Below are 23,316 nucleotides of genomic sequence, written 5' to 3' on the forward strand. Positions count from 1 at the left end.
GGAGTTCATATGCCCTACGTAAATATTAAAATTACTAATGAAGGTGCTACCGATCAGCAAAAGAAAAAATTAATGGAGGGAGTGACACAACTATTGGTTGATGTCCTGAATAAAAACCCCAGCACAACCATCGTGGTCATTGATGAAGTGGAGACTGATAACTGGGGAATTGGTGGCGTGCCAGTGACGGAGTTACGTAAAAAAAGCAAGTAGAGTGACTTAAAAAGTAAGGAGCCTGCCTCCTTACTTTTGCCCATAGATTATCAGTATAAAAGAGTCTGCAATATTATTTATTGTTGGATATGCATTTCATATCTTATAAGTAGACTGCTCAAACTACCGTATTAAGGACGTTATCTATGCACGCCTATCATCATATTCGACTGGGGAAGACTTCAGCGAAAGTCAAAAATAGTTTTGATGAATTACTACCCGATCCGTGGCTTAAGGCTGAAGATGGTATTTTTCGGTTCAGAAGTTACATGCAGGCCAGGGCCGGACGTGAAAAGTATTTTGATCTGTGCGCAGTGGGTGAGTTTTTTCAAGCGGAAAAACTGAACAATTACGCTGGCGGTATTGCAAGAAAATACCCAGAAATAAAACAAGACGTTGCTGAAGAAGTGATGAATCTGGTGTTTCGTAAGCTTTTGCCATTGCTTCCAGACACGACTTACAATATTGGCATTCATCAAATAAGAATAACGACAGATGACCGAAGGCCTGGATATCCCGCTCCAGAGGGTATTCATAAAGATGGTTTTAAGTACATTGCAATCTATTGCAGCGAAATTGAGAATGTGACTGGTGGAGAAACCACGCTTATTCCTAATCATGATGGGGGCAATGATGCCTCTACGTTCAAACTGCATGCGGGCGATGCAGTAATATTCAATGATGTGAATTATCAGCATTATACCGCGGCAGTGGTTCCTTTGTTGCCAGGAAAAGGTTATCGGGATGTATTTGTCATTACATTTGATATTGAATGAGAAAAACAATGAATATCTTGCTGTGTCCACCAAAAATTATTTTTCAGCACTCACGTGAAGAGTGGCAGTCATTGCAATCAGTGGCCCCGGTTCTGATTGCAACGTGCGCAAGCCAGATCGATAATATTCTTGATCATATGGGGGCAGGTTTTTCTTTCCTTTTTTATGAAAACTTTAATGATAATCCCTTCGTGGAAATGGATATTTACCACTACGCCCAGGACAATAAAGCAACGGGTATCTTTTACCTCGCCGAAATCGATGTTCTGAGGGCCGCGCGAATCAGCGATCGTCTGGGTTTGACACACGACCGTGAAAAAAAGGCCATGTTCTTCCGTGATAAATTTATGATGAAATCGCTTGTTCAGTCTCATCAGTTACCGGTTCCTGCTATGGCACGCGTCGACAGTGCGACTGCGATGGCGCGATTCATTGCCGAACAGGGATATCCCTGCGTCATCAAACCTAATGATGGGCGTGGATCACAGGGCGTGGTGGTTCTTAAAAATGAAGGCCAGCTTTATAAATATCTGGCGCAGGTTAAGCCGCCAGAGTATCACAATCTGCTCATTGAAAAATTTATCGAAGGCGAAGCTTATCAAATTAATGCGTTGTATTTAAAAGGAAAGGCGATATTTGTTTCTGCATCTCGTGCAACCGTCTCCTGCCTGGATTTTCTATCCGGGAAAACATTAGGTCTGGTTATGGAAGATGACACGCCGCTGCATCGTAAACTGATTGCCTACACCAAATATCTTGCTGAAGAGGTTTTTCCAACGGAAGAAAACGCATTGCTTCACCTTGAAGTTTTTGTTGATAAAGATAACAACATTATTTTTGGCGAGCTTGCTTGCCGATTAGGTGGCTGCTTTGTCAATGAAGAATTAGGGGCCGCTTTTGGTCTTGATCCTCGAATGACCTGGCTTAAAGCCAGTTTATGCGAAATCTATCCGCAGGATTTATCGCAAAGACAACCCGTTTTACGGGTTGGCCAATTAAATGTGCCGCCTGCACAGGGCACGCTCCTCTCTATTGCGGAAAAATGTCCATTGCCTTTTGTGGTTAAATATCGGGCAACAGGTGTCGTCGGCCGCCAATATGACGCGATGAAATTAACAAATGGCGAGATCGTGAGTGCTATTGTTCAAGCGGAGTCCAGCCGGGAAATACACGAACGTCTTGATGCATTGACCCAATGGGTTGCTGAAAATACCCTTTGGGTTAACGAAACCGTTCACTGAGTATTTAACACTCCCGGTAGCCAGGAGAAAGGTGTATGAAATTATTGTTAGGTTTTGCTCTTTGTATCCTGGCTGGGTTGGGTTTTACCTATTGCAACGTTCCGTTAGGTATGATGTTTGGCCCCCTTATTACCGTGCTGGTGTTAAAACGTACCGGTCTTTCTGTGCCAGTACTGCCGGGCAGCCTGACGGTGATTCAACTCTTTCTTGGTACGTCAATTGGTCTTTTATTTCGCGATTTTTCTTTTGGGGCGCAAGGAAATATCGCATTTTTACTGGTGTTGTTATTAGTATGCTTATCCCTGCAATTCACCGCATGCTACTTGTGGTGTATTCACCGATTACGCTGGAGTAAGGAAGAGGCGTTATTGGGCGCCGTTCCGGGGGCAATGGCAGCGGTATTAGCGCTAGCGTCCCATGTTAAAACGCCGCCGCAAAAAATTATCATTTCGCACTCGCTTCGGCTCATCACATTGACCTTATTTGCCGGATATATTACCGGCGGTGCGCAAACCCATATGGCCATGCCGCCTGTATTGTTTGCAACGACTAATGTGCTCTGGCTATTGGGCATTGTCTTTGCGGGCTATGTGTTGGGCAAATGCCTTGAACGCTTCCACTTTCCTGCGCCCTTTATGATCACGTCGTTGCTTTGTGCAGCACTCCTGCACCCTTTGTCATCTCAGACTGTGTTTTTTCCCGATATTTTCAATCAGTTCAGTATGATCCTGATGGGCATATTACTGGGGCATCATTTTATTGCGTTTACGTTGACTGCATTTTTGCGTCATCTTTGGTCTTCAATACAGCTCATTGCTATTGGACTGGGTGTGACGGTCATGATGGCATTTACAGCGGCGCATCTTCTGGATTATCCATTTTATGTATTGATGCTCTCCTGGGTTCCCGGGAGCGTGGAATCAATGTCCTTTGCGGCACTGGCGCTTAACGCGAATGCGAGTTTTGTGATGGCAAGCCATATTATACGCATGTTGCTCATCCAAACGATCCCTGCAATAGTTATCTACCGCAAAAGAGAGGTTATAGAAGGTAATAGCGCTAAAACCAGTAAGCCGACGAGGCCGCTGTAGGGGGTTATGACCTCCGTTATGAGCATAACGTTCGTTGCGAATTTTATACAGCTCATCATGAACAGCCCGTAGGTGGACAGGGAGATCATTCCGCTGGAGAACGCAAGTGCCATTGCTTTTGGCGAACAAACGTGCGTAGCTGACCACAAAAGCGGTTGTTAACATCTCCTGTTCCATCATCGATTCAGTAGTGATTTCAAACTTGGTCGTACGAAGCCGACGATAAATGTAACTAAGGCTTGTTGTAGTAGGTATTACCTTTATAGGTCTAATCAGACTTTCAATCTCTTTATCGCAACCGCTAATAATCTCCGCCCCTTTCTTCATTATTTGTTCAAAAGGCGCTCTTAGATCAGCTGGTAATTTGCTAAAAAATTCTTCAGAGACGCTGTAATAGTCGTTGCCTTCAAAAATAGGAGGTGGTGACACAGCCATCTGGGTAAACCCTGTGTTGAGAAATTGCACCATTTTCAAACTAACTGGCGGTGTAAACATCCCGCATAATCGTGCCATTCACATTTAGAGATCATCCGGCATAACCAATCTGCCAACGAAGGAGATCGCTATGCGTAAAGCCCGTTTTACTGAGCATCAGATCATCGCTGTGATTAAGTCGGTTGAAGGCGGACGAACTGTTAAAGATGTCTGCCGGGAGGCCGGTATCTCTGAAGCCACCTACTACAACTGGAAGTCCAGATACGGCGGCATGGAGGCTTCTGATATTAAAAAGATCAAGGATCTTGAGGACGAGAACCGACGTCTCAAACAGATGTTTGCCGACCTGAGCCTTGAGAACCGGGCGCTGAAAGACGTTATCGAAAAAAAGCTTTAAAACCAGCCTTTAAGCGTGAGCTGGTCACTCATCTGATAACGACATTTGGACTCAGTATCCGTCAGGCCTGCCGGAGTCTGAACCTGAGCAGAACGGTTTACCATTACCGTCCGGATACCACGCGTGACGAACCTGTTATTGTCGCGTTGCAGGCAGTGGCAGAGCGATACCCACGATACGGTTTTCCAAAACTTTTCCAGGTTCTGCGGCGGCAGGGATACCCGTGGAATCACAAAAGGATCCATCGTATTTATTGTCTGCTGAAGCTGAATTTTCGCCGTAAAGGCAAACAACGGTTGCCGGTGCGTAATCCCTCGCCACTGGCCACACCGGAAGCGCTGAACCAGAGCTGGTCTGTCGATTTTATGCATGATGCTCTGGTCTGTGGCCGTCGTTTTCGCACGTTCAATGTCGTTGATGACTTTAACCGTGAGGCATTGTCGATTGAAATCGATCTGAATCTGCCAGCTTTGCGCGTGGTCCGTGTACTCGAGAGGATTGCGGCAAATCGCGGCTATCCGGTCATGCTACGCATGGATAATGGTCCGGAATTTATCTCTCTGGCACTGGCTGAATGGGCAGAGCAACATGCAGTAAAACTGGAATTTATTCAGCCGGGTAAGCCGACGCAGAACGCTTTTATTGAGCGCTTTAACCGGACATACCGTACAGAAATACTCGATTTTTATCTGTTCAGAACGCTGAATGAAGTGCGGGAAATTACGGAGAAATGGTTGTCAGAATATAACTGTGAACGCCCGCATGAATCACTGAACAATATGACACCGGAGGAATACCGACAGCACCATTATTTGGCCGGGATCTCAAAAAATGCATGGAACTAAAACGGGTCTATTTACACATGCAACTGTCCCGAATACAGACATCAGCGGTGTTTTACTTAATAAACTCTACCTTGCCCCAACCAAAACGAATCAGCATTACGGTCAACTAATGTTTAATAAAGTCATAGATCTTGCCCGAAGTCAGGGGAAAAAATATTTATGGCTGGAGGTTCTTGAACAAAATGAACGTGCTCAAAAATTCTATAAAAAGCAGGGAATGAAACACATCAGCGACATCATTTTCGAAACAAATTCACAGAGGAGCATACTCAAGTTAATGGGGATGTGTATATAAGGCCCGCTCCTCGCTCAGATCAGTTACCCTGACACGTGTGCAGCCTGGCCTTCATTCATAAATTCTCAGTGTATCGATAACTGCTCGCAGAGCGGGAGACACATTGCGGTGCGGATAATAGAGAAATGAACCTTCCAGGCGTTGACTGTAGCGTTGTAAAACTCTGATGAGCGAACCCTCTTCTAAATCATCGGACACCAGTTCTTCCGGAACATAAGCCAGCCCCAGCCCCAGTCTTGCGGCTTTGGCTTCCATATAACTGTCAGCAAAAGCCCATTGTCCCTGCGGCTGATGAGTTATTTTTTTACCATCCTGTTGAAGCTCCCATGTATAGAGGCTTCCATCGCCAAATTGATAAGCGATGCAGGGATGAACCGCCAAATCTGCCGGGACTTGTGGAAAGCCATAGCGGCGAAAGTGTTCTGGCGTACCAACAATGGCCATCTCCATGTCGGGGGAAATACGGACCGCTATCATGCCACCGCCAACTTCCGGTCCGAGACGTACACCGGCATCGAATCTTTCCGCAATAATATCGACAAACCGACTTTCGCTGATGAGTTCCAGCCGGATGTCAGGATAGCGTTGCTTAAACACCGCAAGCTTTGGCAGGAGCAGTTTATCAATAGCGTGCTGACTGGCATTAATCCGTACCGTACCTGACGGGGACTGGCGATAATGGGCCAGCGTGGCAAGCCCCATATCTAAAGCGTCGAATCCTGACTCAATGGTCCGGTAGAGTTGTTCGCCGGCATGGGTGAGCGATAGCCTACGCGTAGTGCGAGCCAGAAGCTGAACGCCCAGTCTTTCTTCAAGTTCGCGTACGGAACGGCTTATACCTGATTGTGCCAAGCCGAGTCGTTGCGCCGCAGCGGTAAAACTCCCTTCCCGCACCACCTGCATGAACAGGTATAAATCATTATAGTTTTCCCGTTTCGCCATCACGTTTCCCTCGCTATCGCATCACCATTTAGAACAATATGGTATTAATTCTAGCAATTTTACCCCTCTAATAAGCACTATTACTGCTCACTATAATGCTCGCATTGCAACAAAGCACAGCAGTGTTGTCCGTATGAAACCTGTATCTATCACGTTTTATGAGGGGATTTTGATGACTGCCTTCACCAAAAAACTGACAGCCGCGATACCAGCCATGCTGCTCTGCGCATCATTAAGTGGAGTTACAACGATGAGTTATGCCAATACAACCAATCCGAACGCGCCAGTTTCACTGGTCGAGACATGGGATAAAACCTTCGCTAAAAGTACGAAAGTTAATCACCGTAAAGTGACCTTTCAGAACCGCTTCGGGATCACCCTGGTCGGTGATCTCTACATTCCAAAGGATCGCGGCGAGCGCAAACTGGCGGCCATTGCCATCAGCGGGCCTTTCGGCGCGGTGAAAGAGCAGTCCAGCGGTCTGTATGCGCAGACGTTGGCTGAGCAGGGATTTGTTACCCTGGCTTTTGACCCTTCATATACGGGGGAAAGCGGTGGCTATCCGCGTAACGTTGCCTCTCAGGATATCAACACCGAGGATTTCAGCGCGGCTGTTGATTTCCTTGGCCTGCAAAATGAGGTTGATCGAAATCGTATCGGATTACTGGGTATCTGCGGATGGGGCGGGATGGCCTTAAACGACGCCGCGATGGATACACGCGTGAAAGCGGTGGCGACCAGCGTGATGTATGACATGAGCCGTGCGATGGGGCATGGCGTAGGTGATGGTAAAGACCGTTATACCACTGCGGATCGTCGCGCCGTATTACAGTATCTGAACGCACAGCGCTGGGAAGATGCGAAGAACGGAGCTTTCGCGCCCGGCGGGCATGACATTTATGTTGATGAAAAGGGGAACGTCAGTACGTCGAAACGTATTCTGCCAGAAACGTTACCCGCAAATCCCAATCCGGTTCTGAAAGAATTCTTTGATTATTATCGCATGCCGCGTGGTTTCCATGCGCGTTCGGTCAACTCAACCGGGGCCTGGAATGCGACGATGCCGCTGTCATTTATGAATATGCCGCTGCTGAGCTACGCCAATGAAGTCACTATCCCCACGCTTATCGTGACCGGCGAAAAAGCCCATTCACGCTATTTTGCTGAAGATGCCTTTAGGACGATCGGCAGCAATGAGAAAGAGCTGGTGATTGTGCCGGGGGCAAATCATGTTGATCTGTACGACAACGTTGCGGGTAAGATTCCGTTTGCTAAATTTGAGCAGTTTTTCAATACCAACCTAAGATAACCGCCCCAAGCCGCCTGATATTTGCAGGCGGCTGTAAATCGCCTGCACATCATTTTCATCCATGTTTTGACGTGATTTCCTGAATGACGTCTGTCCGGACTGCGCCTGAACCTGGCCGATTCGATATTAAGAGATCTGATAATGTCCACAGTAAGACTAAAACCGCATTACGAAAAAAAGCATGCGCATTGGGGGGGCGTGTTTGCCATGACGCTGTGCGTGTTTGTGGTGATCGCTTCCGAGTTTATGCCGGTCAGCCTGCTTACGCTTATTGCCAGTGATTTACACATTACCGAAGGGCTGGCTGGCCAGGGAATTGCAATCTCTGGCGCGCTGGCGGTCATTACCAGCCTGACTATCTCCCATATTGCCGGAGATCTGAACCGAAAACATCTCCTGCAGGGGCTGACGGTTTTAATGGCCATATCGGGGATAGTCGTCGCCCTGGCACCCAGCTATCCGGTTTATATGCTGGGGAGGGCCCTGCTTGGGGTGGTTATTGGTGGATTCTGGTCCATGTCTGCTGCAACCGCCATTCGGCTCGTTCCGCAGCATCAGGTTCCCCGCGCGCTGGCGATTTTTAACGGTGGGAACGCGCTGGCTACCGTTGTAGCGGCACCGCTTGGCAGCTATCTGGGGACGACCGTGGGCTGGCGAGGGGCATTTTTATGCCTCGTTCCCCTGGCTATAGCCGCGTTCATCTGGCAGTGGGTCAGCCTGCCATCGATGGAAAACGATAAAAAACAAAAATCCCAGAGATCTATGCGTCATCTGTTCCGCATCACCATTGTCCCTGCGGGACTTCTGGCCTGCGGATTCTTCTTCATGGGGCAATTTGCCTTATTTACCTACGTGCGCCCCTTTCTTGAGACCGTAACCCGCGTAGGCCCTACTGGTCTCTCTCTGATTTTGCTCGCAATAGGCGTGGCGGGTTTTGTCGGCACACTGGCCGTATCAATATTCCTGAACACAAGTTTTTATCAGACTTTAATCATGATCCCCCTGCTTATGGCAGCGACTGCCGGGGCGTTACTTCTGGTTGGACACAGCATCTGGGCTGTTGCCGTATTGCTCAGCCTGTGGGGACTACTAGCAACGGCTGCGCCAACGGGATGGTGGACATGGATAGCGCGGGCACTACCCGAAGATGCAGAGGCGGGTGGTGGCTTAATGGTTGCGGTGATCCAGCTATCAATTGCTCTGGGTTCAACGGCAGGTGGGATGGTATTCGACACTCTGGGATGGCGCAGTACTTTTGGCTTGAGTGGTTTCTTACTTCTGGCGGCAGCAGCAATGACGATTGTCACATCCCGTCAAAACTGCAAAGCAAACTAGAACTATCCATTCATTTCTGGCGTGCTCTCTGTCATGGCATACGGCAGAGAGCCGAGTGTCCGCCCTCGCTGATCGCGGGCCTTTAGCCCAGTTATCTTCTATTTTTTCACCAAATATTTTCGCATCAGTGCATTTTGTAATGTCACTCCGCGACAGGCAGGAAACCCACGTTCCACAACATGAAAGCCGTGTCGTAGAAAGAACGCCTCCGCAGCCTTACTGACATTTGAAGTCAGTTCGCCAATTCCACGTTGTCTGGCTTCTTCATGAATGCGATTCATCAATAGTGTCCCTACTCCCTGTCTCGGGTAGGTTCCCGAGACAAAGAAATGGTCAATGTACCCATTTGGCTGAAGATCTGCATATCCAGCTATTTCACCATCCACTTCAACAACAAAGGGGCGTAATTCCTTCATATGATTGGCCCATTGTTCCGGGTCGATATCCGTTGGGGCCCACGCATCTATTTGTTCCTGTGTGTAGTAATGTGATGCGAGGGTATGTACAGAAGATAAAAAGACGCTGAATAACGAAATTTCATCTCCATTACTAAACCTTCTGATTTTCATAAGACCTCGTCAGGAGAGTGACTTGTAGAACAATACCATTTTTGGTGTAGCAGAGCGTCAGCCCCTCGTGGTGAGTTTAATGGGTCAATGCAACGCTATTCTTAATCAAGGGAGATGCTCAGGCAACGCCGTTGAGTCAACATCAAACCATCGGCCTGTGGCGGTAATGTCGCTACGCCACGGGTAAGGCTTTTTCCAGTTGAGTATGTAATATTGACTTATTGTGTAAAAAGATTACTTTTCAGGACATGAAGAAGATACTCATTATTGTTCCCGATGGCGGTATGCTGTTTGAGTCCGCCGGTATTGCCGACATTCTGATGCAGGCCAACCGCCTGCATCCCAAAGGCACTACGGAGACGTGTTACCAGGTTCAGTTAGCGACAACGCAACCGCATCAGGTGATCCATGGTCAGTCCGGCCTAAATCTACTGGCAGATCATCGCCTACATGAGATAGATCCTCGCGAACCTCTCGATACCATCATCATCACTGGCAGAGGTCAAAACCCGCAGGAAGGGATTGCAGTGGTTGACTGGCTACGCCTTGCCGCTCCCCACGCCCGCCGCATTGCATCCATTTGCGGCGGCGCGATGCTGCTGGCAGAAACCGGGCTGCTGGACGGCAGACGAGCCACCACCCACTGGAAGCTACTGGAAACTATGCAGGCAGAATTCCCTAAGGTGCGCGTCGAAAGCGGTCCGCTCTATATCCAGGACGAACACATCTGGACATCAGGTGGCGTCAGTTCCGGCTTTGACCTGACGTTAGCGTTAGTTGAAGAGGATTACGGCTTCAGTCTGGCGCGCGACGTCGCTCAGGATTTCGTCATGTACCTGCGCCGTCCCGGGGGACAACTCCAGTTTAGCCGCTACAACCTTCAGCAGACCAGCACCCTGGGCCCGATTAACGATCTGCTCACCTGGCTGCTTGAGAACCTCACCGCCGATCTCAGTGTGGATAAACTGGCGGAAAAAGTCGCCATGAGTCCGCGTAATTTCACCCGCGTGTTTACCCGAGAAACGGGCGCATCACCGGCACGCTATGTGGCTGAAGCCCGTCTGGCCGCAGCACGACAGCGTCTGGAGCAGACCAACGAGACGCTGGAGCGTATCGCCGAACAAACAGGATTTGGCAGCAGCATTAACCTGCGACGGCTGTTTGAAAAACAGCTTCACCTGACGCCTGGTGAATATCGCCAACGCTTTCACTGTCGTAAAATGGCGTAAAGTGATCCTTTTTTGTCATTTACGCCAACACGTGACCGGCCTAAATTTACTCCAGAGACAACAGATAAGGAGTTCATCATGGTAAAGGTCGGTATTAACGGTTTTGGCCGTATCGGACGTAACGTACTGCGTGCTGCACTGGGTAACCCGGAAATCCAGATCGTGGCAATCAACGATCTGACAGACAGTAAAACGCTGGCGCATCTGCTGAAATACGACTCGCTGCTCGGTAAACTCGACGCCGACGTCACCGCCGGTGAGGGGCAGTTGGTGGTTAACGGTAAATCCATCACCGTATTCAGTGAACGCGACCCAGCCAACATCCCATGGCGTCAGCGTGAAGTCGATATTGTCATTGAAGCAACCGGCTTCTTCACTGAACGTGACAAGGCGGCGGTGCATATCCACAGCGGTGGCGCAAAACGAGTGATTATCTCCGCCCCCGGTAAGAACGATGATTTAACCATCGTGATGGGCGTTAACGATCACCTCTACTCCGCGGATAAACACTTTGTCGTCAGCAACGGTAGCTGCACCACTAACGGTCTGGCACCTGCCGCACAGGTTTTGCACCAACATTTCGGCATTAAGCATGGTTTGATGAACACCACCCACGCCTATACCAACAGCCAGGCGCTGCACGACCAGCCGGAAAAAGATCTTCGTGGTGCCCGCGCCGCTGCATTGTCGATTGTGCCCTACTCCAGCGGTGCCGCGAAGGCACTTGGCAAAGTCATCCCGGAGCTGGATGGTCGCTTAACCGGGTATTCGCTGCGCGTACCGGTTCCTGTGGTGTCCATTGTCGACCTGACCGTAACGCTTGAGCGGGATGTTACAGCAGAGGAGGTCAATAATGCGTTTCGTGACGCCGCCGCGACAGGGCCACTGAAAGGGATCCTCGGCTACAGCGATGAACCGCTTGTCTCAAGCGACTATCAGGGTGATCCGCGCTCATCCATCATCGACGGCCTGTCAACGCTGGTGATTGGCGGCAATATGGTCAAAATTCTGGCGTGGTACGACAACGAATGGGGATTCTCTAATCGCCTCGTCGAGCTGGCACTGCTAATGGCAAGGCACGAACGTTAATCCCCTGCTCTCACACTCTCTCTAAATCCACGCCAGGCGTGGATTTTTTTATATCTGTTACGTGTTTGTCGCAGTGACAATCGCCCACAACGTCACGTCCCCCATTTTTAGTCGTCACCTTACGATGCTGCTGGGGTGACGCGTTTAAAAACGTTAGCGATAACCCGACAAAATAATAAATCGCCATCACTTTAACGGTCAGTTTATTAATCAGACAGTTGCGACCATAATAAAATGAGTAATGCGATCTTATTTGAGGATTCCGGCATGATCACCTTTTATCAACTTACAGCCACCCGTCTGCATGGTGAGCCCGTCTCTATGGCCGACTACGCTGGCAAACTGGTTCTGGTGGTCAATACTGCCAGCCATTGTGGCTTCACGCCGCAATATGCAGGCCTCGAAGCGCTTTACAAGAAGTACGCCGCGCAGGGTCTGGTGGTGCTTGGTTTCCCCTGCAACCAGTTCGGTAATCAGGAGCCCGGCGGGGCCGACGAAATCTCGCAAACCTGTCACATCAACTACGGTGTGAGCTTCCCGATATTTGAGAAAGTGGAAGTCAACGGCGCGGCTACGCATCCAGTGTTTCGTTACCTGAAAAACGAATTACCCGGCGTGCTGGGTGGGCGTATCAAGTGGAATTTCACTAAGTTCCTGATCGGGCGTGACGGCAAACCGCTCAAGCGTTTTGCGCCGTTCACTACCCCTGAGAAAATAGAAACCGCGATCCTTGCTGCGCTTAAAGTCTGAGCGCACCTGTCATTCAAACCGTCCCCATTATGCCCCAGCGCACTGTCTGAATAAAAAACACGCTGCAAAATCAACAAAATATAATCAACTTGCTTAATTACTCTGCAATCGCGTGAGTTCAGGAAGAAAAATGCTATTTCCCTCTTGCCTCATTCGGTCTGTGCCGCTAATATTCGTCCCCGTTGTCACCTACAACGTTGCGTTCATAGCTCAGTTGGTTAGAGCACCACCTTGACATGGTGGGGGTCGTTGGTTCGAGTCCAATTGAACGCACCATCTTGCGTCCGTAGCTCAGTTGGTTAGAGCACCACCTTGACATGGTGGGGGTCGGTGGTTCGAGTCCACTCGGACGCACCAAATTATTTCTATGATTTGGTGCTATTTCCCTTCGCTACACCTCATAATTTCTTTTTATTGCCTCCTGTTCGTAACCTTAAGCTTAATCATTACTCCGTATGATGCTGGCACAAAGCGATGCGCCAAAGCCTTCTAAACTCTATGCTCAGCGCGTATCATTTATCCTCTTCGCAAACCCTTTTTCGCCAGAGATCGGATACCATGCCCTCTTCCATTCTTCTGTTTGCCGCGGGCAGTTTACGCCTGGCATTTGCCCCTTTAATAAGCCAGTTCTCGCGCCATAGCGGAATAGACGTGAAGGTGGAATATGGTCCGGCCGGTTTATTACGCGAGCGTATTGAAGCCGGTGAACCGTGTGCGCTCTTTGCCTCAGCCAATCGGGAGCACCCGCAACGCCTGCTGGCTTTGCAAAAAGCTGTCCTCACGCAAACCTTTAGCTGGAATCAACTGAGTCTGGTCAGCAACCGAAACGGCGCCTGGCTGGATTTGCTCCGCGACCCAACGCTACGAATAGGTACATCCACGCCCGGCTGCGACCCTTCCGGAGACTATACCTGGGCATTTTTCGACAATATGGATGTACTGGAGCCAGGACTCGGACAACAGCTTAGGGCGCGCGCCATCCCGCTGGTTGGTGGGCGTGATACGGTGAAAATCCCGTCTGGTGAACTGGCGAGCGCTTGGATCCTTCGCCAGGGACTGGCCGATCTGTTTATCGGCTACGCGCATTACGCGAAAACGCTGCGCGCCCAACCCGACGTGCATTATGTAGCTATCCCTGATGAGCACAATATTCGCTGCGAATACCAACTGGCGGTGCTCGAGGCATCCAACGAGGTGATGGCGCTGGTTAAATTCATGCTCTCCAACGGCGGTCAGGCGTTTCTTACCGCCGCCGGGTTTTTACCTCTTAACGACGAACAGAAAACAGCGGTGCGATAAACGGCGTCGGGTGGTTCTCCAGACTGAGTTTTCGCAGCGGTAAGCCATAGGCCTGGAACAGATTCTCTTCCGTCACAATGCTGTCCGTTGGCCCTGCCCGCCATTTTCCTTCGGGGAGCAGCAGCAAAGTATGGGTGGCTATTTGTAACGCATGCAGCGGATCGTGGGTCGAAAAAAGAATGCTGCATCCCTGTAGATGGGCCAGATCGCTGATGAGCTGAAGCACCACCTGCTGATTGGCGAGATCCAGCGCGGAGCACGGTTCATCAAGCAGCAGCGTTTGACACTCCGTCACCAGCGCCCGGGCTATCATCACCAGTTGCTGTTGCCCCCCGGAAAGTGAGCTAAACGAGTGGGAAGCAAGCTGGGCAATATTTAACTGCTCCAGCGCCTGGGTCGCTCTTAGTTGATCCTGCTGGCTGGGTTGCGCAAAAAGCTTCACGTGCTGTGCCCGCCCCATCAGCACCACGTCGCTCACCGTATAAGGAAATGGCAGGTGGCAATGCTGCGCCACAATTCCTATCCCGCCGTCATTTTCAATGCTGCCGTCCAAAGCTGGCAGCGTGCCGGTTAGCGTATCGAGCAGCGTACTTTTCCCCAGGCCGTTACGTCCCAGCACAGCCCAGATCTCACCTTTCTGACAACTGAATGTAAGCGGCTCAAATAGCGGCACGCGATACCCATAAGTAAGCGTATTTACACGCAATGCGGCAGGTTTCATGATGTCCCCCGGCGGCTGGAGCGGATGAGTAAAAAAGCAAACAGCGGCGCGCCGAATATTGCGGTGATGATCCCAAGCGGTATCTCCGCGTGCATCAGGGTACGCGCAATATCATCCACCACAATCATAAAACCGCCTCCCATCCAGAAGGCGCACGGCAGTAGACGACGATGATCAACCCCCACCAGCAAACGCGCCAGATGCGGAATAACCAACCCAACCCAGGCGATACTGCCGCTGACCGCTACCTGAGCGGCGACTAAAAAAGCGCAGCACAGCAAAACGCTGCGTCGCAGAGGAACTACCGCGACGCCTAGCGAACGGGCATCTTTATCATTGAGTGATAACAGGTTTATCCGCCAGCGTAGCTGGTACAAAACTGTCGCAGCGATACCAACTGGAATCGCCAACAGCAGAACTTTATGCCAGTTAGCCGTCGCAAAGCTGCCGAGCAGCCAGAACACGATATTGGGTAACGTTTCTTCGGTATCAGCCTGATACTGAATCAGGCTCACCAGCGCGGCAAAAAAACCACTCAAAATGATACCCGACAGGATCAGCACCAGCGTATTCTCCAGCCCCTGCAGCGCAGCAATGGCATACACCAGGACCAGCGCCGTCAGACCGAAGAAAAACGTTGAACCCATCATCAACCACGGCGACAGGCCGAGCAGAATAGCCAGCGTTCCGCCAAAAGCGGCCCCGGACGTCACGCCAATAATATGCGGGTCGACCAGCGGATTATGAAATACCCCTTGCAGCGTCGCGCCACATAACCCCAACGCACCACCCGCCAGCAGCGCCATCAGAATTCGCGGTAGCCTGACCGTCCAGATAACCTGACCGGCAATCCCTTCAGCGTCGCTATAGTGCATCAGGTGATAAAAGACTTCGCTTAACGACAGCGGATATTGTCCGAGGCACAACGAACCAAGGCCCAGCAACAGGACCGTCGCGATTAAGAGTGGTTGCTGGAGTAAAATGCGCTTACTTAACTGCATCAGGCTGCCAGTTCACACCATAAAAACGCTGATAGTAGTCTTGCGCCTGCGCATCAACATCCACGTCTTTGTAGGCGTCCGGGTACAGTTTTTTGGCCATCCACAGCTCACCAATCGCTAACGCTTCAGGCATCGGATAGCCCCAGGCTTTGGCGTACTCAGGCATCAACCAGACGCGATGATTTTTTACCGCATCGATCCCCTGCCAGTTAGGATCGTTTTGGATCTCCGTTACCACCTGCGGGTAGCGATCCTGAACAAAAATTACCTGCGGGTTCCACGCCAATACCTGTTCCAGCGCAACCTGACGGGCGCCTTTTACACTGGCAGCCGCCACGTTTAGCCCACCCGCGTGCTGCATCATGAGTCCCGTGTACTTCCCGGAGCCGTAAGTCATCAGGTCGGGGTTAGCCATATAAATACGGACTTTTTGCGCATCCGGGATTTTTGCGACCGGCGCATTGAATTTTGCCCGCGCCGCAAAAACGTAGTCGATCAACGTCTCAGCTTGCGGTTTGCGCCCCACGACGTCCGCAATCAGGCGAATCCCCTGCTTTAACCCTTCGTTGTAGACCTGCTCTTCATCGGCCATGGTCGGGTTCATTTTATTCTGTTGCCCGGCTGCATCCTTGCGCAATGAGATTGCCACGACCGGAATACCGGCGTTCTGAATCTGCTGGATCATCTCCGCAGGCGCATAGTTGGCGACAAAAACCACCTGTGGATGAATCGCCAGTAGGCTTTCAATATTCACGCTGGTGAGATCGCCCGGCGTCGGCAATGTGGCAATTGTCGGCATAAAGCGCGCAAACTCAGGCCCGAGCTGTTTTTTCCAGCTCGACATCACGCCAATAATGTCCTGCTGAGCATTAAGCTGGACCAGAATATTCAGCGTCTGGTGTTGCAGCACGACCACTTTGTCGACGTGGTCCGGAATCGTGACCTGACGACCAAGCTGGTCGGTGATCGTACGGTCGGCCTGGGCAGAAAACGCAAACAACATGCTGGCGCATACCAGCACAAAAGAGCGGAAAGTTAACATGGGATACCATCTGGATAGCGGAGTAAAAACGATGTGTATTAAATTATATAACGATATGACAGGCAACCCATTCGCGATAAATACCGCACGACACACGAGGAAGATCAATTTATGCCGACAAAAAAGCCGACGGTGATGACCACCGTCGGCTGTGGGTAACACTAGGACTAACGGATTATTTGGTTGCCGCTTTAATGATATCGAGCGCTTTGGCGAACTGGTCCTGCGGGATCGTCAGCGGATAAAGGAAACGAATAACGTTGCCATACTGACCGCAGGTCAGCAGCAGTAATCCTTGCTCAAGGGCTTTCTTCTGCACGCGTTGTGCGGCGGCTGCGTTGGGTTCTCCCGTCGCAGCATCACAGAATTCAGCGGCGATCATAGAGCCTAAACCGCGCACTTCGGCCAGTTCAGGACACCCGGTTTGCGCGTCAGTCAGAGTGGCGCGCAGTTGTTCGCCAAGAGCTGCCGCACGCTGGCACAGCTGTTCATCACGAATGATATCCAGCACCGCATGAGCTGCCGCAATTGATAGCGGGTTTCCGGCGTAGGTTCCGCCCAGACCACCCGGCGCAGGCGCATCCATAATTTCAGCTTTGCCCACGACGCCAGACAGCGGCATGCCGCCTGCAAGGCTTTTTGCCATAGTCATCAGGTCAGCTTTGTCAGCATAGTGGTCCATCGCAAATAACTGGCCCGTACGGGCAAACCCGCTTTGCACCTCATCGGCGATCATCACGATGCCATGCTCGTCGCAAATACGGCGGATGGCAGCCACAAACTCCGGCGGCGCCACCACGAAGCCCCCTTCACCCTGGACGGGCTCGAAAATAATCGCCGCGACCTGAGTGGGATCGATATCGGCTTTAAACAGGCGCTCAATCGCTTTGATGGAGTCCGCCGTAGAAATCCCCTGCAACTCGCAAGGATACGGTGCGTGGTAAACGGAGCCAGGGAACGGGCCGAACCCTTTTTTATACGGCGCCACCTTGCCGGTTAACGCCATCGTCATGTAGGTACGCCCATGAAAACCGCCGCCAAAAGCAATAACGCCAGGACGGCCGGTATGTGCGCGCGCAATTTTCACCGCATTTTCGACCGCTTCAGCCCCGGTGGTGAAGAATGTGGTTTTGCGCTTGCCGTCGATTGGCGCAACGGCGTTGATTTTCTCCGCCAAAGACACATAGCTTTCGTACGGGACAATCTGATAAGCCGTATGGGTAAAAGCCTGCAGTTGCGCTTCGACTGCCTGCACCAGGCGAGGATGACGGTGTCCGGTGTTCAGCACGGCAATCCCGGCGGCAAAATCAATGTACTGATTGCCTTCGATATCGGTAATTGTGCTGTTTTCTGCTGACTGGGCATAAAAATCACACATTACACCCACACCACGCGGGGTGGCATCCAGACGACGTTGTTGCAGGTTTTTATTGTTCATTCTCTACACCTTGTCCATTAATACATTTAGGTTGAATTACCCTTTAAATTTAGACGCCATCTGGTACTTTAATCGAGAGCCAAATCGTTTTATTTTAAGGATCCAAATGCGTTCACTTGCCGGAGATGTGATCAAGCAGGCATTTAGCCAGCAGACCGATGAAAAGCTGCATCGTCGCCTGTATGCCGCCATCTGCAGTTGCATCCTCGAAGGTAGCCTGAAACCGGCTACCCGAATGCCTCCGTCGCGTGACCTGGCAGGCGAACTGACGCTATCGCGCAATACCGTCCTGCGGGTTTACGAGCAATTGCAGGCCGAAGGTTATATTTCCGCGCGCACCAGCAGCGGCACGTTTGTCACCGACAGCGTGCTGGACAATCTTGACCTGCGTCCCCACAAAGAGCCCGTTGCCGCCACACTGGAGGATCACACCCGCTTATCTGCCCGCTGCCTTGAGCTGCTGGGCCATGCCAGCGCCAGCCCTCGTCAATGGGGCGCATTTATTCCAGGCGTGCCTGATGTGGAGCATTTCCCTCACCGGGTGCTCAAAAAAATTCAGGATCGGCTGGCGAGACGGTTGCGCCCGGAGTTTCTCACTTACGATGCCGCAGGCGGCGTGACTGAGCTGAAAGAAGCGCTGGCAGACTATCTGCGCACCGCACGCGGGGTGCGGTGTTCACCTGAGCAAATTCTGATTACTGAAGGTATTCACCAGGCGCTGGATCTGGTGACCCGGACGCTATGCAACCCGGGGGATAACGCCTGGATTGAGGAGCCGGGCTACTGGGGAATCAAAAATATTCTGCGCATCAATGCGGTTAACTTTTCGGCGATCCCGGTTGATGAACAAGGTATGGTGCCGCTGGAGGCTGGCGAATCTGCGCCAAAGCTGATTTTTGTGACACCGTCACATCAATATCCGCTCGGTTCGGTAATGAGCCTCAACCGCCGTCGGGCACTTCTCTTTCGCGCACGTGAAACGCGAAGCTGGATAGTGGAAGATGACTACGACAGCGAGTTTCGCTTTTCCGGCCAGCCAATTCCATCATTGCAGGGTCTGGAAGAAGAGACGCCGGTCATCTATATCGGGACATTCAGTAAAACACTCTATCCCGCACTGCGGCTCGGTTATGTGGTACTGCCCAAACCGCTCGCCGCGCCGCTGAAGAAGGTTCATAACGACCTCTATCGTGGTGGACATTTGCTGATTCAGGCAGCGCTGGCGGAGTTTATCCGCGAGGGTTACTACGCGGCGCACATTCGTAAAATGCGCCAGTTGTACAGTCGTCGCCGCCAGACGTTGGTGGAGCTTATCAGTCGCCAGTTGGGCGAGCAGTATCTTGGCTCCTTCAGCAGCAACGCCGGGCTGCACATGATTCTACAGTTGCCCGTCGGGAGCGATGACGTTCTCATTGCCCAACAGGCAAATGCGCAAGGGCTGCTGGTGCGCCCGCTGTCTCGCTACTACGTGAATGAAGAGAAACGCAGCGGCCTGCTGCTGGGATTTGCCAGTATTGAAGAGCATGAAATGGCGGCGGCGTTTACCCGACTGGTGGGTATTATCAGAGTAAACGCCGTTTAAGCACTGCCGGATGGCGCTGCAAGCACCTTGTCCATCCGACATGCTGTTTAATGTGACGCTTTTTTAATCCCTGCCAGGTCCTCCTGGCTCACTTCGCCATTCCCTTCTCCCCAACTTTTACGCACGTAATTAATCACGTCGCGCATTTCGTTGTCGCTTAACATGCCACCGTAAGCCGGCATCTTAAAGGAGACGCTGCCACGCGTTGTCGGTGTTTCTGCGCCGTGGGCAATCACTCTGAATAGCGGCGTCGGGTCATCAACCATCACCAGCGGATTGTTGATCAAAGAAGGTGCGTTATCATCCGTACCTTTCCCCTCCAGACCGTGACAGGTGGAGCAGTAACGGTTATAGGTCACTTTGCCCGCCTCGGGTGAATTCGACCATGACACCGTAGTTGCCGCTGCGCGCACCGTTTCAGGCTTCTCGCTTTTCAGGCTCAGCAGATATTGCGCGATCGCCGTGGCATCGTCATCGGTCAGGTACTGTGTACTCTGCGTAACGACTTCAGCCATCGAACCTGAAACCGCGGCATGCTTGCTTTTACCGGTCAGCAACAGCGATTTTAATTCCTGCTCAGACATTCCCGTGCCGCGCAGCGAAGGCGCATACCAGCCGTCGATCATCGCGCCGCTCAGGTACTCGGCATCAGCATTGGTATACGCTTTTTCGTTCATCGCCATGCCTCTCGGGGTATGGCAAGAACCGCAGTGTCCGGGACCTTCCACCAGATAAGCGCCCCGTTTTACTAACGCAGCGTTGTCATCCGTTTTTGCACGTTCTACAGCCGTCGCTGGCGCGTCGGTAAACAGCCAGTTCCAGATATGCAGCGGCCAGCGGGCGGAGAGTAGCCACGGAATGGCATTCTCTTTATTGGGCTGCGCAGAGGGGGTGACATCATGCATAAAATAGCGATACAACGCCTGTACATCGTCATCAGAAAGTTTTGCGTAAGAGGGATAAGGCATGGCCGGATATAACGGATGACCATCTTTAGCAATTCCCTGACGTACGGCCTTGTCAAAATCCTCGTATGAGTAATTACCAATACCCTGGGTTTTGTCTGGGGTAATGTTGGTCGAATAAATATCCCCTACCGGAGTAGGAAACTTTTTGCCACCCGCCATCGCCGCCCCCCCTTCGGTGGTATGACAGGCCACACAGTCAGAGATACGGGCGATATATTCGCCATTAGATTCCGCTGCACTCACAGAGGCGGTAAACAAACAGGCGGCAAGAACGGTTACATTACGCATAGATCACCCCATATCCTTGAGTTCATTAACCGCACGCCATGCCTGGTCGATGGCCGTATGGGCATAAGCCCCCCAGTCAGAATCGGAATTAGCGATGGCAATGCGACCAACTGGCTGACGCGCCCGCTCGATAATTTCTGGCATTTTATCCATATCATCGAACAACGCGTTGGCGTAATACGCATAGCCATGCGCCCAGCGGTTAACCGTAATGGCGGAGATATCGCGTTGATTATCAAAGCCCGTTGAGCCAAACATTTCCTGCAACTGGGAGCGAATCATCTCCTCATGCGTCGCAAATGTGGTCCCCAGTAAATACGCTCGCCCAAGACGGAACTGTTCTCTGGCCGACAAATTACTGCCTGGATAAGTAGGCACATAGACCATGTGAATGACCATCGGATCGTCCGGTGAGGCCGGGTGTTGATACCCGCCGATGCTGACCGGATAGTCGAGCTTAATCCGGCTGTAAGGTGCCGCCGGAGAGTAAAATTCATGCACGCCAAGCTGTTTGAACGCCTGCCAGTTTTTGACCACCACGTTGGTGTACACCAGCGGTGCCTTCACGTTCAGTTTGAGATCCGCCTGCTGCTGTTCCGGCATCTCAGGCACCAGATACGGGATCATCATGTTATAGCCCGCCATGATGGTGTTTTTACCGCGCACGCGATGCATTTTGCCGTCACGCAGATAGGTCACCACCACGCCATCCTTTGTGTTGGCCGCATTAATCACCGTGCTATTCAGACGCAAGCGCGTGGTGTTTTCCGGCAGATCCAGCTTTTCGTAATGCAGTCTGGCAAGGACAGAGTCTTCCATCGTGTTACCCGGTAGCGCATCCGGCAGCATATACCTGACTAACAGTCGGGCCAGCCCGGCGTTACCGTCAGGGAAATGGTAAACATACGGCTCTTCGAGGTCGGCCAGCGACTCGCCGTCCAACGGCGGTATTCCCAGCGCCTCCATGCCGGGTAATGCGCACGCCCTGGCATCGCTACAGGAAATGCCTTCAATGCCGATGGCAAAGAAGTCATTAGAACGCTGCTGAAAATAAAGCAGCGCCATTTTGCTCAAACCAACTTTTGTGGCCAAAAATTCACTGTAGCTGTGGGTATCCAGCCATTCCATTTTCTCATCGACCGTCATGCCCGGAAGATAGTCGCCAGGATGGACGTGCAGGTCGATCAACGCCTTTCGGTCGTGCTCAGTTAGCGGAAAATCATTGATAAAGTCTTCAATTTTACGGCCATTGAGCCTGTTCGGCGGGATATCATCAGATACCGCGCGCCCCGGATCGCCGCTGACGATTTTTGTCTCGCCAAAATTCTTTTTGTCGAAGAAAACGCCACGACTGAGCTGCCAGTCGGGGTAGAAGTTTACGTCAAAACTCTCTTTTAACCGCGTGACGCTGACGCCCACGGTTTCCATCAGTTTTTGCACCTCAGGGCTGAAATTGTGCGCGGGCGACTGGAATGCTTCGCTACCGCCATAGCCGAGTAATTTCTTACCTGAGCTCGTAAATTCGTTACGTTTGGCGTGCCCGCCAAAATCGTCATGGTTATCGAGGATCAGGATCCGGCTATTTTGCCCGGCAAGCTGGCGCCAGAAACAACCGGCAGCCAGCCCGCTAATACCGCCGCCCACAATCACCAGATCGTACTCTTCCTCAACGGGCAGAGCGTTTAAATCAAAATGTTTATGCTCGCGGCCTACTGCATGCGCCATTTCAAACGATCCAGGATGATTACCCCGCAGCCCCGTCAGCCCTGGCGGATAATAATTTCCATCTATAAATGCGTTTCCCTTTCCTGCCGCCCTGACCCATTCCAGCGGGGTAAGCCCCGCCGCAATAGTCACCGCGACGCCGTTGAGAAAATCACGTCTGGTAATTGCCATTAACTTTTTTCCTTATTGCTACACACAGCCCTAAATACGACACAAATAAGAGATGTCCCCCTTCATAGTAATAAAGGGGTACAGCCGACTATTTCCCTGGCTTTAACTCTTCATCCAGTTTTTTAGAATCATAATAATCACCCTGCCAGGTGATTTTACCTGCTTTAACATGAATATAGCTGACACCTTCAAATTTTATCGGATTATTTGTCGGCGGACTCCCTGCCCATTCACCACTATTTTTGCCAGAAAACTCCCAACGAAACGCCACGGTATCTTCGTCGTAAACGGGTTTGCCGACCATTTTCCAGCTCAGATCTGGCACCGCCTTAATAAAGGCACCGATAACCTCTTTTTCAGCTTTTTCTCTGCCATTTATCGGTTCGCCAGCGGCGGCATCATAATAGACTGCGTCATCAGCAAGATATTGCGCGGCTCGCGAAGCATCGTGTGCATTCCAGGCCGCCATGTACTCTTTAACGGTATTCAGCGATGTGCTTTCTGCCAGGCTATAGCCCGAGAACATCACGAATGAAAGCACCGCTATGTTTAATGTTTTCATCGA

At 51.2% G+C, this 23,316-nt stretch carries 22 protein-coding genes and 2 tRNA genes; 15 read left to right on the plus strand and 9 right to left on the minus strand.

Annotated elements, in window-relative coordinates; all coding sequences use genetic code 11:
- The first annotated feature begins 9 nt into the window (after window positions 1–9).
- The 6 genes from HV037_RS13235 to HV037_RS13260 all read left to right on the plus strand — a co-directional run bounded on the left by HV037_RS13235 (window position 10) and on the right by HV037_RS13260 (window position 5,293).
- A complete protein-coding gene (locus HV037_RS13235) occupies window positions 10–213 on the plus strand; it encodes a 4-oxalocrotonate tautomerase family protein (RefSeq protein ID WP_016152960.1) in 204 nt (67 codons plus the stop codon).
- Between the two features lie 146 nt (window positions 214–359).
- Window positions 360–989: a 2OG-Fe dioxygenase family protein gene (locus HV037_RS13240; RefSeq protein WP_016156404.1), complete on the plus strand. Its 630-nt coding sequence runs from the start codon at window positions 360–362 to the stop codon at window positions 987–989.
- Window positions 990–997: 8 nt separating this feature from the next.
- Entirely contained in the window at window positions 998–2,230 is a 1,233-nt protein-coding gene (locus HV037_RS13245; RefSeq protein WP_016156403.1) for an ATP-grasp domain-containing protein, read from the plus strand.
- 35 nt (window positions 2,231–2,265) lie between these two features.
- Window positions 2,266–3,321, plus strand: coding sequence for an AbrB family transcriptional regulator (locus HV037_RS13250; protein ID WP_103283854.1), 1,056 nt, complete (start codon window positions 2,266–2,268; stop codon window positions 3,319–3,321).
- A gap of 565 nt (window positions 3,322–3,886) precedes the next feature.
- Window positions 3,887–4,998 (plus strand): IS3 family transposase gene (locus HV037_RS13255; RefSeq protein ID WP_103283726.1). Its coding sequence is split into 2 segments (ribosomal slippage): window positions 3,887–4,148 and window positions 4,148–4,998, totalling 1,113 coding nucleotides; the frame shifts between segments, so codons are not numbered across the junction.
- Window positions 4,985–5,293, plus strand: coding sequence for a GNAT family N-acetyltransferase (locus tag HV037_RS13260; protein WP_233896736.1), 309 nt, complete (start codon window positions 4,985–4,987; stop codon window positions 5,291–5,293). Before HV037_RS13255 ends, HV037_RS13260 begins: the two co-directional genes overlap by 14 nt.
- 51 nt (window positions 5,294–5,344) lie before the next feature.
- Here the strand turns inward: HV037_RS13260 and HV037_RS13265 are convergent, their stop codons facing one another.
- Window positions 5,345–6,235 (minus strand): LysR family transcriptional regulator, encoded by an 891-nt coding sequence (locus HV037_RS13265; protein ID WP_016152950.1) that lies wholly within the window; start codon window positions 6,233–6,235, stop codon window positions 5,345–5,347.
- Window positions 6,236–6,407: 172 nt separating this feature from the next.
- On the opposite strand from HV037_RS13265, the gene HV037_RS13270 reads away from it, so the two are divergent.
- Together HV037_RS13270 and HV037_RS13275 are read left to right on the plus strand one after the other, a co-directional pair.
- Window positions 6,408–7,544 (plus strand): alpha/beta hydrolase, encoded by a 1,137-nt coding sequence (locus HV037_RS13270; RefSeq protein WP_103283855.1) that lies wholly within the window; start codon window positions 6,408–6,410, stop codon window positions 7,542–7,544.
- A gap of 141 nt (window positions 7,545–7,685) precedes the next feature.
- Window positions 7,686–8,879: an MFS transporter gene (locus HV037_RS13275; protein ID WP_103283856.1), complete on the plus strand. Its 1,194-nt coding sequence runs from the start codon at window positions 7,686–7,688 to the stop codon at window positions 8,877–8,879.
- Window positions 8,880–8,977: 98 nt separating this feature from the next.
- On the opposite strand, the gene HV037_RS13280 is transcribed toward HV037_RS13275, so the two are convergent.
- Window positions 8,978–9,448, minus strand: a complete 471-nt coding sequence (locus HV037_RS13280) for a GNAT family N-acetyltransferase (RefSeq protein ID WP_046274913.1) — start codon at window positions 9,446–9,448, stop codon at window positions 8,978–8,980.
- A gap of 248 nt (window positions 9,449–9,696) precedes the next feature.
- Between HV037_RS13280 and HV037_RS13285 the strand changes: the two genes are divergently transcribed.
- From HV037_RS13285 to HV037_RS13310, 6 genes are all read left to right on the plus strand, one after another.
- Window positions 9,697–10,677, plus strand: a complete 981-nt coding sequence (locus tag HV037_RS13285) for a helix-turn-helix domain-containing protein (RefSeq protein WP_103283857.1) — start codon at window positions 9,697–9,699, stop codon at window positions 10,675–10,677.
- 78 nt (window positions 10,678–10,755) lie between these two features.
- Window positions 10,756–11,766 (plus strand): type I glyceraldehyde-3-phosphate dehydrogenase, encoded by a 1,011-nt coding sequence (gene gap, locus HV037_RS13290; RefSeq protein WP_103283858.1) that lies wholly within the window; start codon window positions 10,756–10,758, stop codon window positions 11,764–11,766.
- Between the two features lie 267 nt (window positions 11,767–12,033).
- Window positions 12,034–12,516, plus strand: a complete 483-nt coding sequence (locus HV037_RS13295) for a glutathione peroxidase (RefSeq protein ID WP_016152944.1) — start codon at window positions 12,034–12,036, stop codon at window positions 12,514–12,516.
- A 199-nt stretch (window positions 12,517–12,715) separates the two neighbouring features.
- Window positions 12,716–12,792, plus strand: a tRNA-Val gene (locus HV037_RS13300).
- A 4-nt stretch (window positions 12,793–12,796) separates the two neighbouring features.
- Window positions 12,797–12,873, plus strand: a tRNA-Val gene (locus HV037_RS13305).
- 201 nt (window positions 12,874–13,074) lie between these two features.
- Window positions 13,075–13,815, plus strand: coding sequence for a substrate-binding domain-containing protein (locus HV037_RS13310; protein WP_103283859.1), 741 nt, complete (start codon window positions 13,075–13,077; stop codon window positions 13,813–13,815).
- Here the strand turns inward: HV037_RS13310 and HV037_RS13315 are convergent.
- The 4 genes from HV037_RS13315 to puuE all read right to left on the minus strand — a co-directional run bounded on the left by HV037_RS13315 (window position 13,784) and on the right by puuE (window position 18,017).
- Entirely contained in the window at window positions 13,784–14,536 is a 753-nt protein-coding gene (locus HV037_RS13315; protein WP_103283860.1) for an ABC transporter ATP-binding protein, read from the minus strand. The genes HV037_RS13310 and HV037_RS13315 overlap by 32 nt on opposite strands.
- Window positions 14,533–15,537 carry an iron ABC transporter permease gene (locus tag HV037_RS13320; protein WP_047417753.1) on the minus strand — a complete coding sequence of 335 codons (1,005 nt, stop codon included), beginning with the start codon at window positions 15,535–15,537 and terminating at the stop codon, window positions 14,533–14,535. The genes HV037_RS13315 and HV037_RS13320 overlap by 4 nt, the downstream gene beginning before the upstream one ends.
- A complete protein-coding gene (locus HV037_RS13325; protein WP_047358855.1) occupies window positions 15,524–16,579 on the minus strand; it encodes an ABC transporter substrate-binding protein in 1,056 nt (351 codons plus the stop codon). The genes HV037_RS13320 and HV037_RS13325 overlap by 14 nt, the downstream gene beginning before the upstream one ends.
- Window positions 16,580–16,754: 175 nt before the next feature.
- On the minus strand, window positions 16,755–18,017 hold the full coding sequence (gene puuE / locus HV037_RS13330; protein WP_016152939.1) for a 4-aminobutyrate transaminase: 1,263 nt from the start codon (window positions 18,015–18,017) through the stop codon (window positions 16,755–16,757).
- A gap of 106 nt (window positions 18,018–18,123) precedes the next feature.
- Here puuE and HV037_RS13335 point away from each other — a divergent pair, with 106 nt between their 5' ends.
- Complete coding sequence (locus HV037_RS13335) at window positions 18,124–19,599, plus strand: PLP-dependent aminotransferase family protein (RefSeq protein WP_049268692.1); 1,476 nt, start codon at window positions 18,124–18,126, stop codon at window positions 19,597–19,599.
- Between the two features lie 47 nt (window positions 19,600–19,646).
- Here HV037_RS13335 and HV037_RS13340 read toward each other — a convergent pair whose 3' ends face one another.
- The 3 genes from HV037_RS13340 to HV037_RS13350 form a co-directional block, all read right to left on the minus strand.
- Window positions 19,647–20,855, minus strand: a complete 1,209-nt coding sequence (locus HV037_RS13340) for a cytochrome c (RefSeq protein ID WP_019076697.1) — start codon at window positions 20,853–20,855, stop codon at window positions 19,647–19,649.
- 3 nt (window positions 20,856–20,858) lie between these two features.
- Entirely contained in the window at window positions 20,859–22,751 is a 1,893-nt protein-coding gene (locus tag HV037_RS13345; RefSeq protein ID WP_103283861.1) for an NAD(P)/FAD-dependent oxidoreductase, read from the minus strand.
- A gap of 88 nt (window positions 22,752–22,839) precedes the next feature.
- Entirely contained in the window at window positions 22,840–23,313 is a 474-nt protein-coding gene (locus HV037_RS13350; RefSeq protein ID WP_016152935.1) for an ester cyclase, read from the minus strand.
- Window positions 23,314–23,316: the final 3 nt, after the last annotated feature.

This window comes from Citrobacter sp. RHBSTW-00017 (assembly GCF_013797615.1).
GTDB classification, from domain to species: domain Bacteria; phylum Pseudomonadota; class Gammaproteobacteria; order Enterobacterales; family Enterobacteriaceae; genus Citrobacter; species Citrobacter braakii.

What these genes read in the sequence shown, in the direction of transcription:
- HV037_RS13235 (WP_016152960.1), top strand. Translation starts at nt 10, where the DNA reads ATGCCCTACGTAAATATTAAAATTACTAATGAAGGTGCTACCGATCAG.
- HV037_RS13240 (WP_016156404.1), top strand. Translation starts at nt 360, where the DNA reads ATGCACGCCTATCATCATATTCGACTGGGGAAGACTTCAGCGAAAGTC.
- HV037_RS13245 (WP_016156403.1), top strand. Translation starts at nt 998, where the DNA reads ATGAATATCTTGCTGTGTCCACCAAAAATTATTTTTCAGCACTCACGT.
- HV037_RS13250 (WP_103283854.1), top strand. Translation starts at nt 2,266, where the DNA reads ATGAAATTATTGTTAGGTTTTGCTCTTTGTATCCTGGCTGGGTTGGGT.
- HV037_RS13260 (WP_233896736.1), top strand. Translation starts at nt 4,985, where the DNA reads ATGCATGGAACTAAAACGGGTCTATTTACACATGCAACTGTCCCGAAT.
- HV037_RS13265 (WP_016152950.1), bottom strand. Translation starts at nt 6,235, where the DNA reads ATGGCGAAACGGGAAAACTATAATGATTTATACCTGTTCATGCAGGTG.
- HV037_RS13270 (WP_103283855.1), top strand. Translation starts at nt 6,408, where the DNA reads ATGACTGCCTTCACCAAAAAACTGACAGCCGCGATACCAGCCATGCTG.
- HV037_RS13275 (WP_103283856.1), top strand. Translation starts at nt 7,686, where the DNA reads ATGTCCACAGTAAGACTAAAACCGCATTACGAAAAAAAGCATGCGCAT.
- HV037_RS13280 (WP_046274913.1), bottom strand. Translation starts at nt 9,448, where the DNA reads ATGAAAATCAGAAGGTTTAGTAATGGAGATGAAATTTCGTTATTCAGC.
- HV037_RS13285 (WP_103283857.1), top strand. Translation starts at nt 9,697, where the DNA reads ATGAAGAAGATACTCATTATTGTTCCCGATGGCGGTATGCTGTTTGAG.
- gap (WP_103283858.1), top strand. Translation starts at nt 10,756, where the DNA reads ATGGTAAAGGTCGGTATTAACGGTTTTGGCCGTATCGGACGTAACGTA.
- HV037_RS13295 (WP_016152944.1), top strand. Translation starts at nt 12,034, where the DNA reads ATGATCACCTTTTATCAACTTACAGCCACCCGTCTGCATGGTGAGCCC.
- HV037_RS13310 (WP_103283859.1), top strand. Translation starts at nt 13,075, where the DNA reads ATGCCCTCTTCCATTCTTCTGTTTGCCGCGGGCAGTTTACGCCTGGCA.
- HV037_RS13315 (WP_103283860.1), bottom strand. Translation starts at nt 14,536, where the DNA reads ATGAAACCTGCCGCATTGCGTGTAAATACGCTTACTTATGGGTATCGC.
- HV037_RS13320 (WP_047417753.1), bottom strand. Translation starts at nt 15,537, where the DNA reads ATGCAGTTAAGTAAGCGCATTTTACTCCAGCAACCACTCTTAATCGCG.
- HV037_RS13325 (WP_047358855.1), bottom strand. Translation starts at nt 16,579, where the DNA reads ATGTTAACTTTCCGCTCTTTTGTGCTGGTATGCGCCAGCATGTTGTTT.
- puuE (WP_016152939.1), bottom strand. Translation starts at nt 18,017, where the DNA reads ATGAACAATAAAAACCTGCAACAACGTCGTCTGGATGCCACCCCGCGT.
- HV037_RS13335 (WP_049268692.1), top strand. Translation starts at nt 18,124, where the DNA reads ATGCGTTCACTTGCCGGAGATGTGATCAAGCAGGCATTTAGCCAGCAG.
- HV037_RS13340 (WP_019076697.1), bottom strand. Translation starts at nt 20,855, where the DNA reads ATGCGTAATGTAACCGTTCTTGCCGCCTGTTTGTTTACCGCCTCTGTG.
- HV037_RS13345 (WP_103283861.1), bottom strand. Translation starts at nt 22,751, where the DNA reads ATGGCAATTACCAGACGTGATTTTCTCAACGGCGTCGCGGTGACTATT.
- HV037_RS13350 (WP_016152935.1), bottom strand. Translation starts at nt 23,313, where the DNA reads ATGAAAACATTAAACATAGCGGTGCTTTCATTCGTGATGTTCTCGGGC.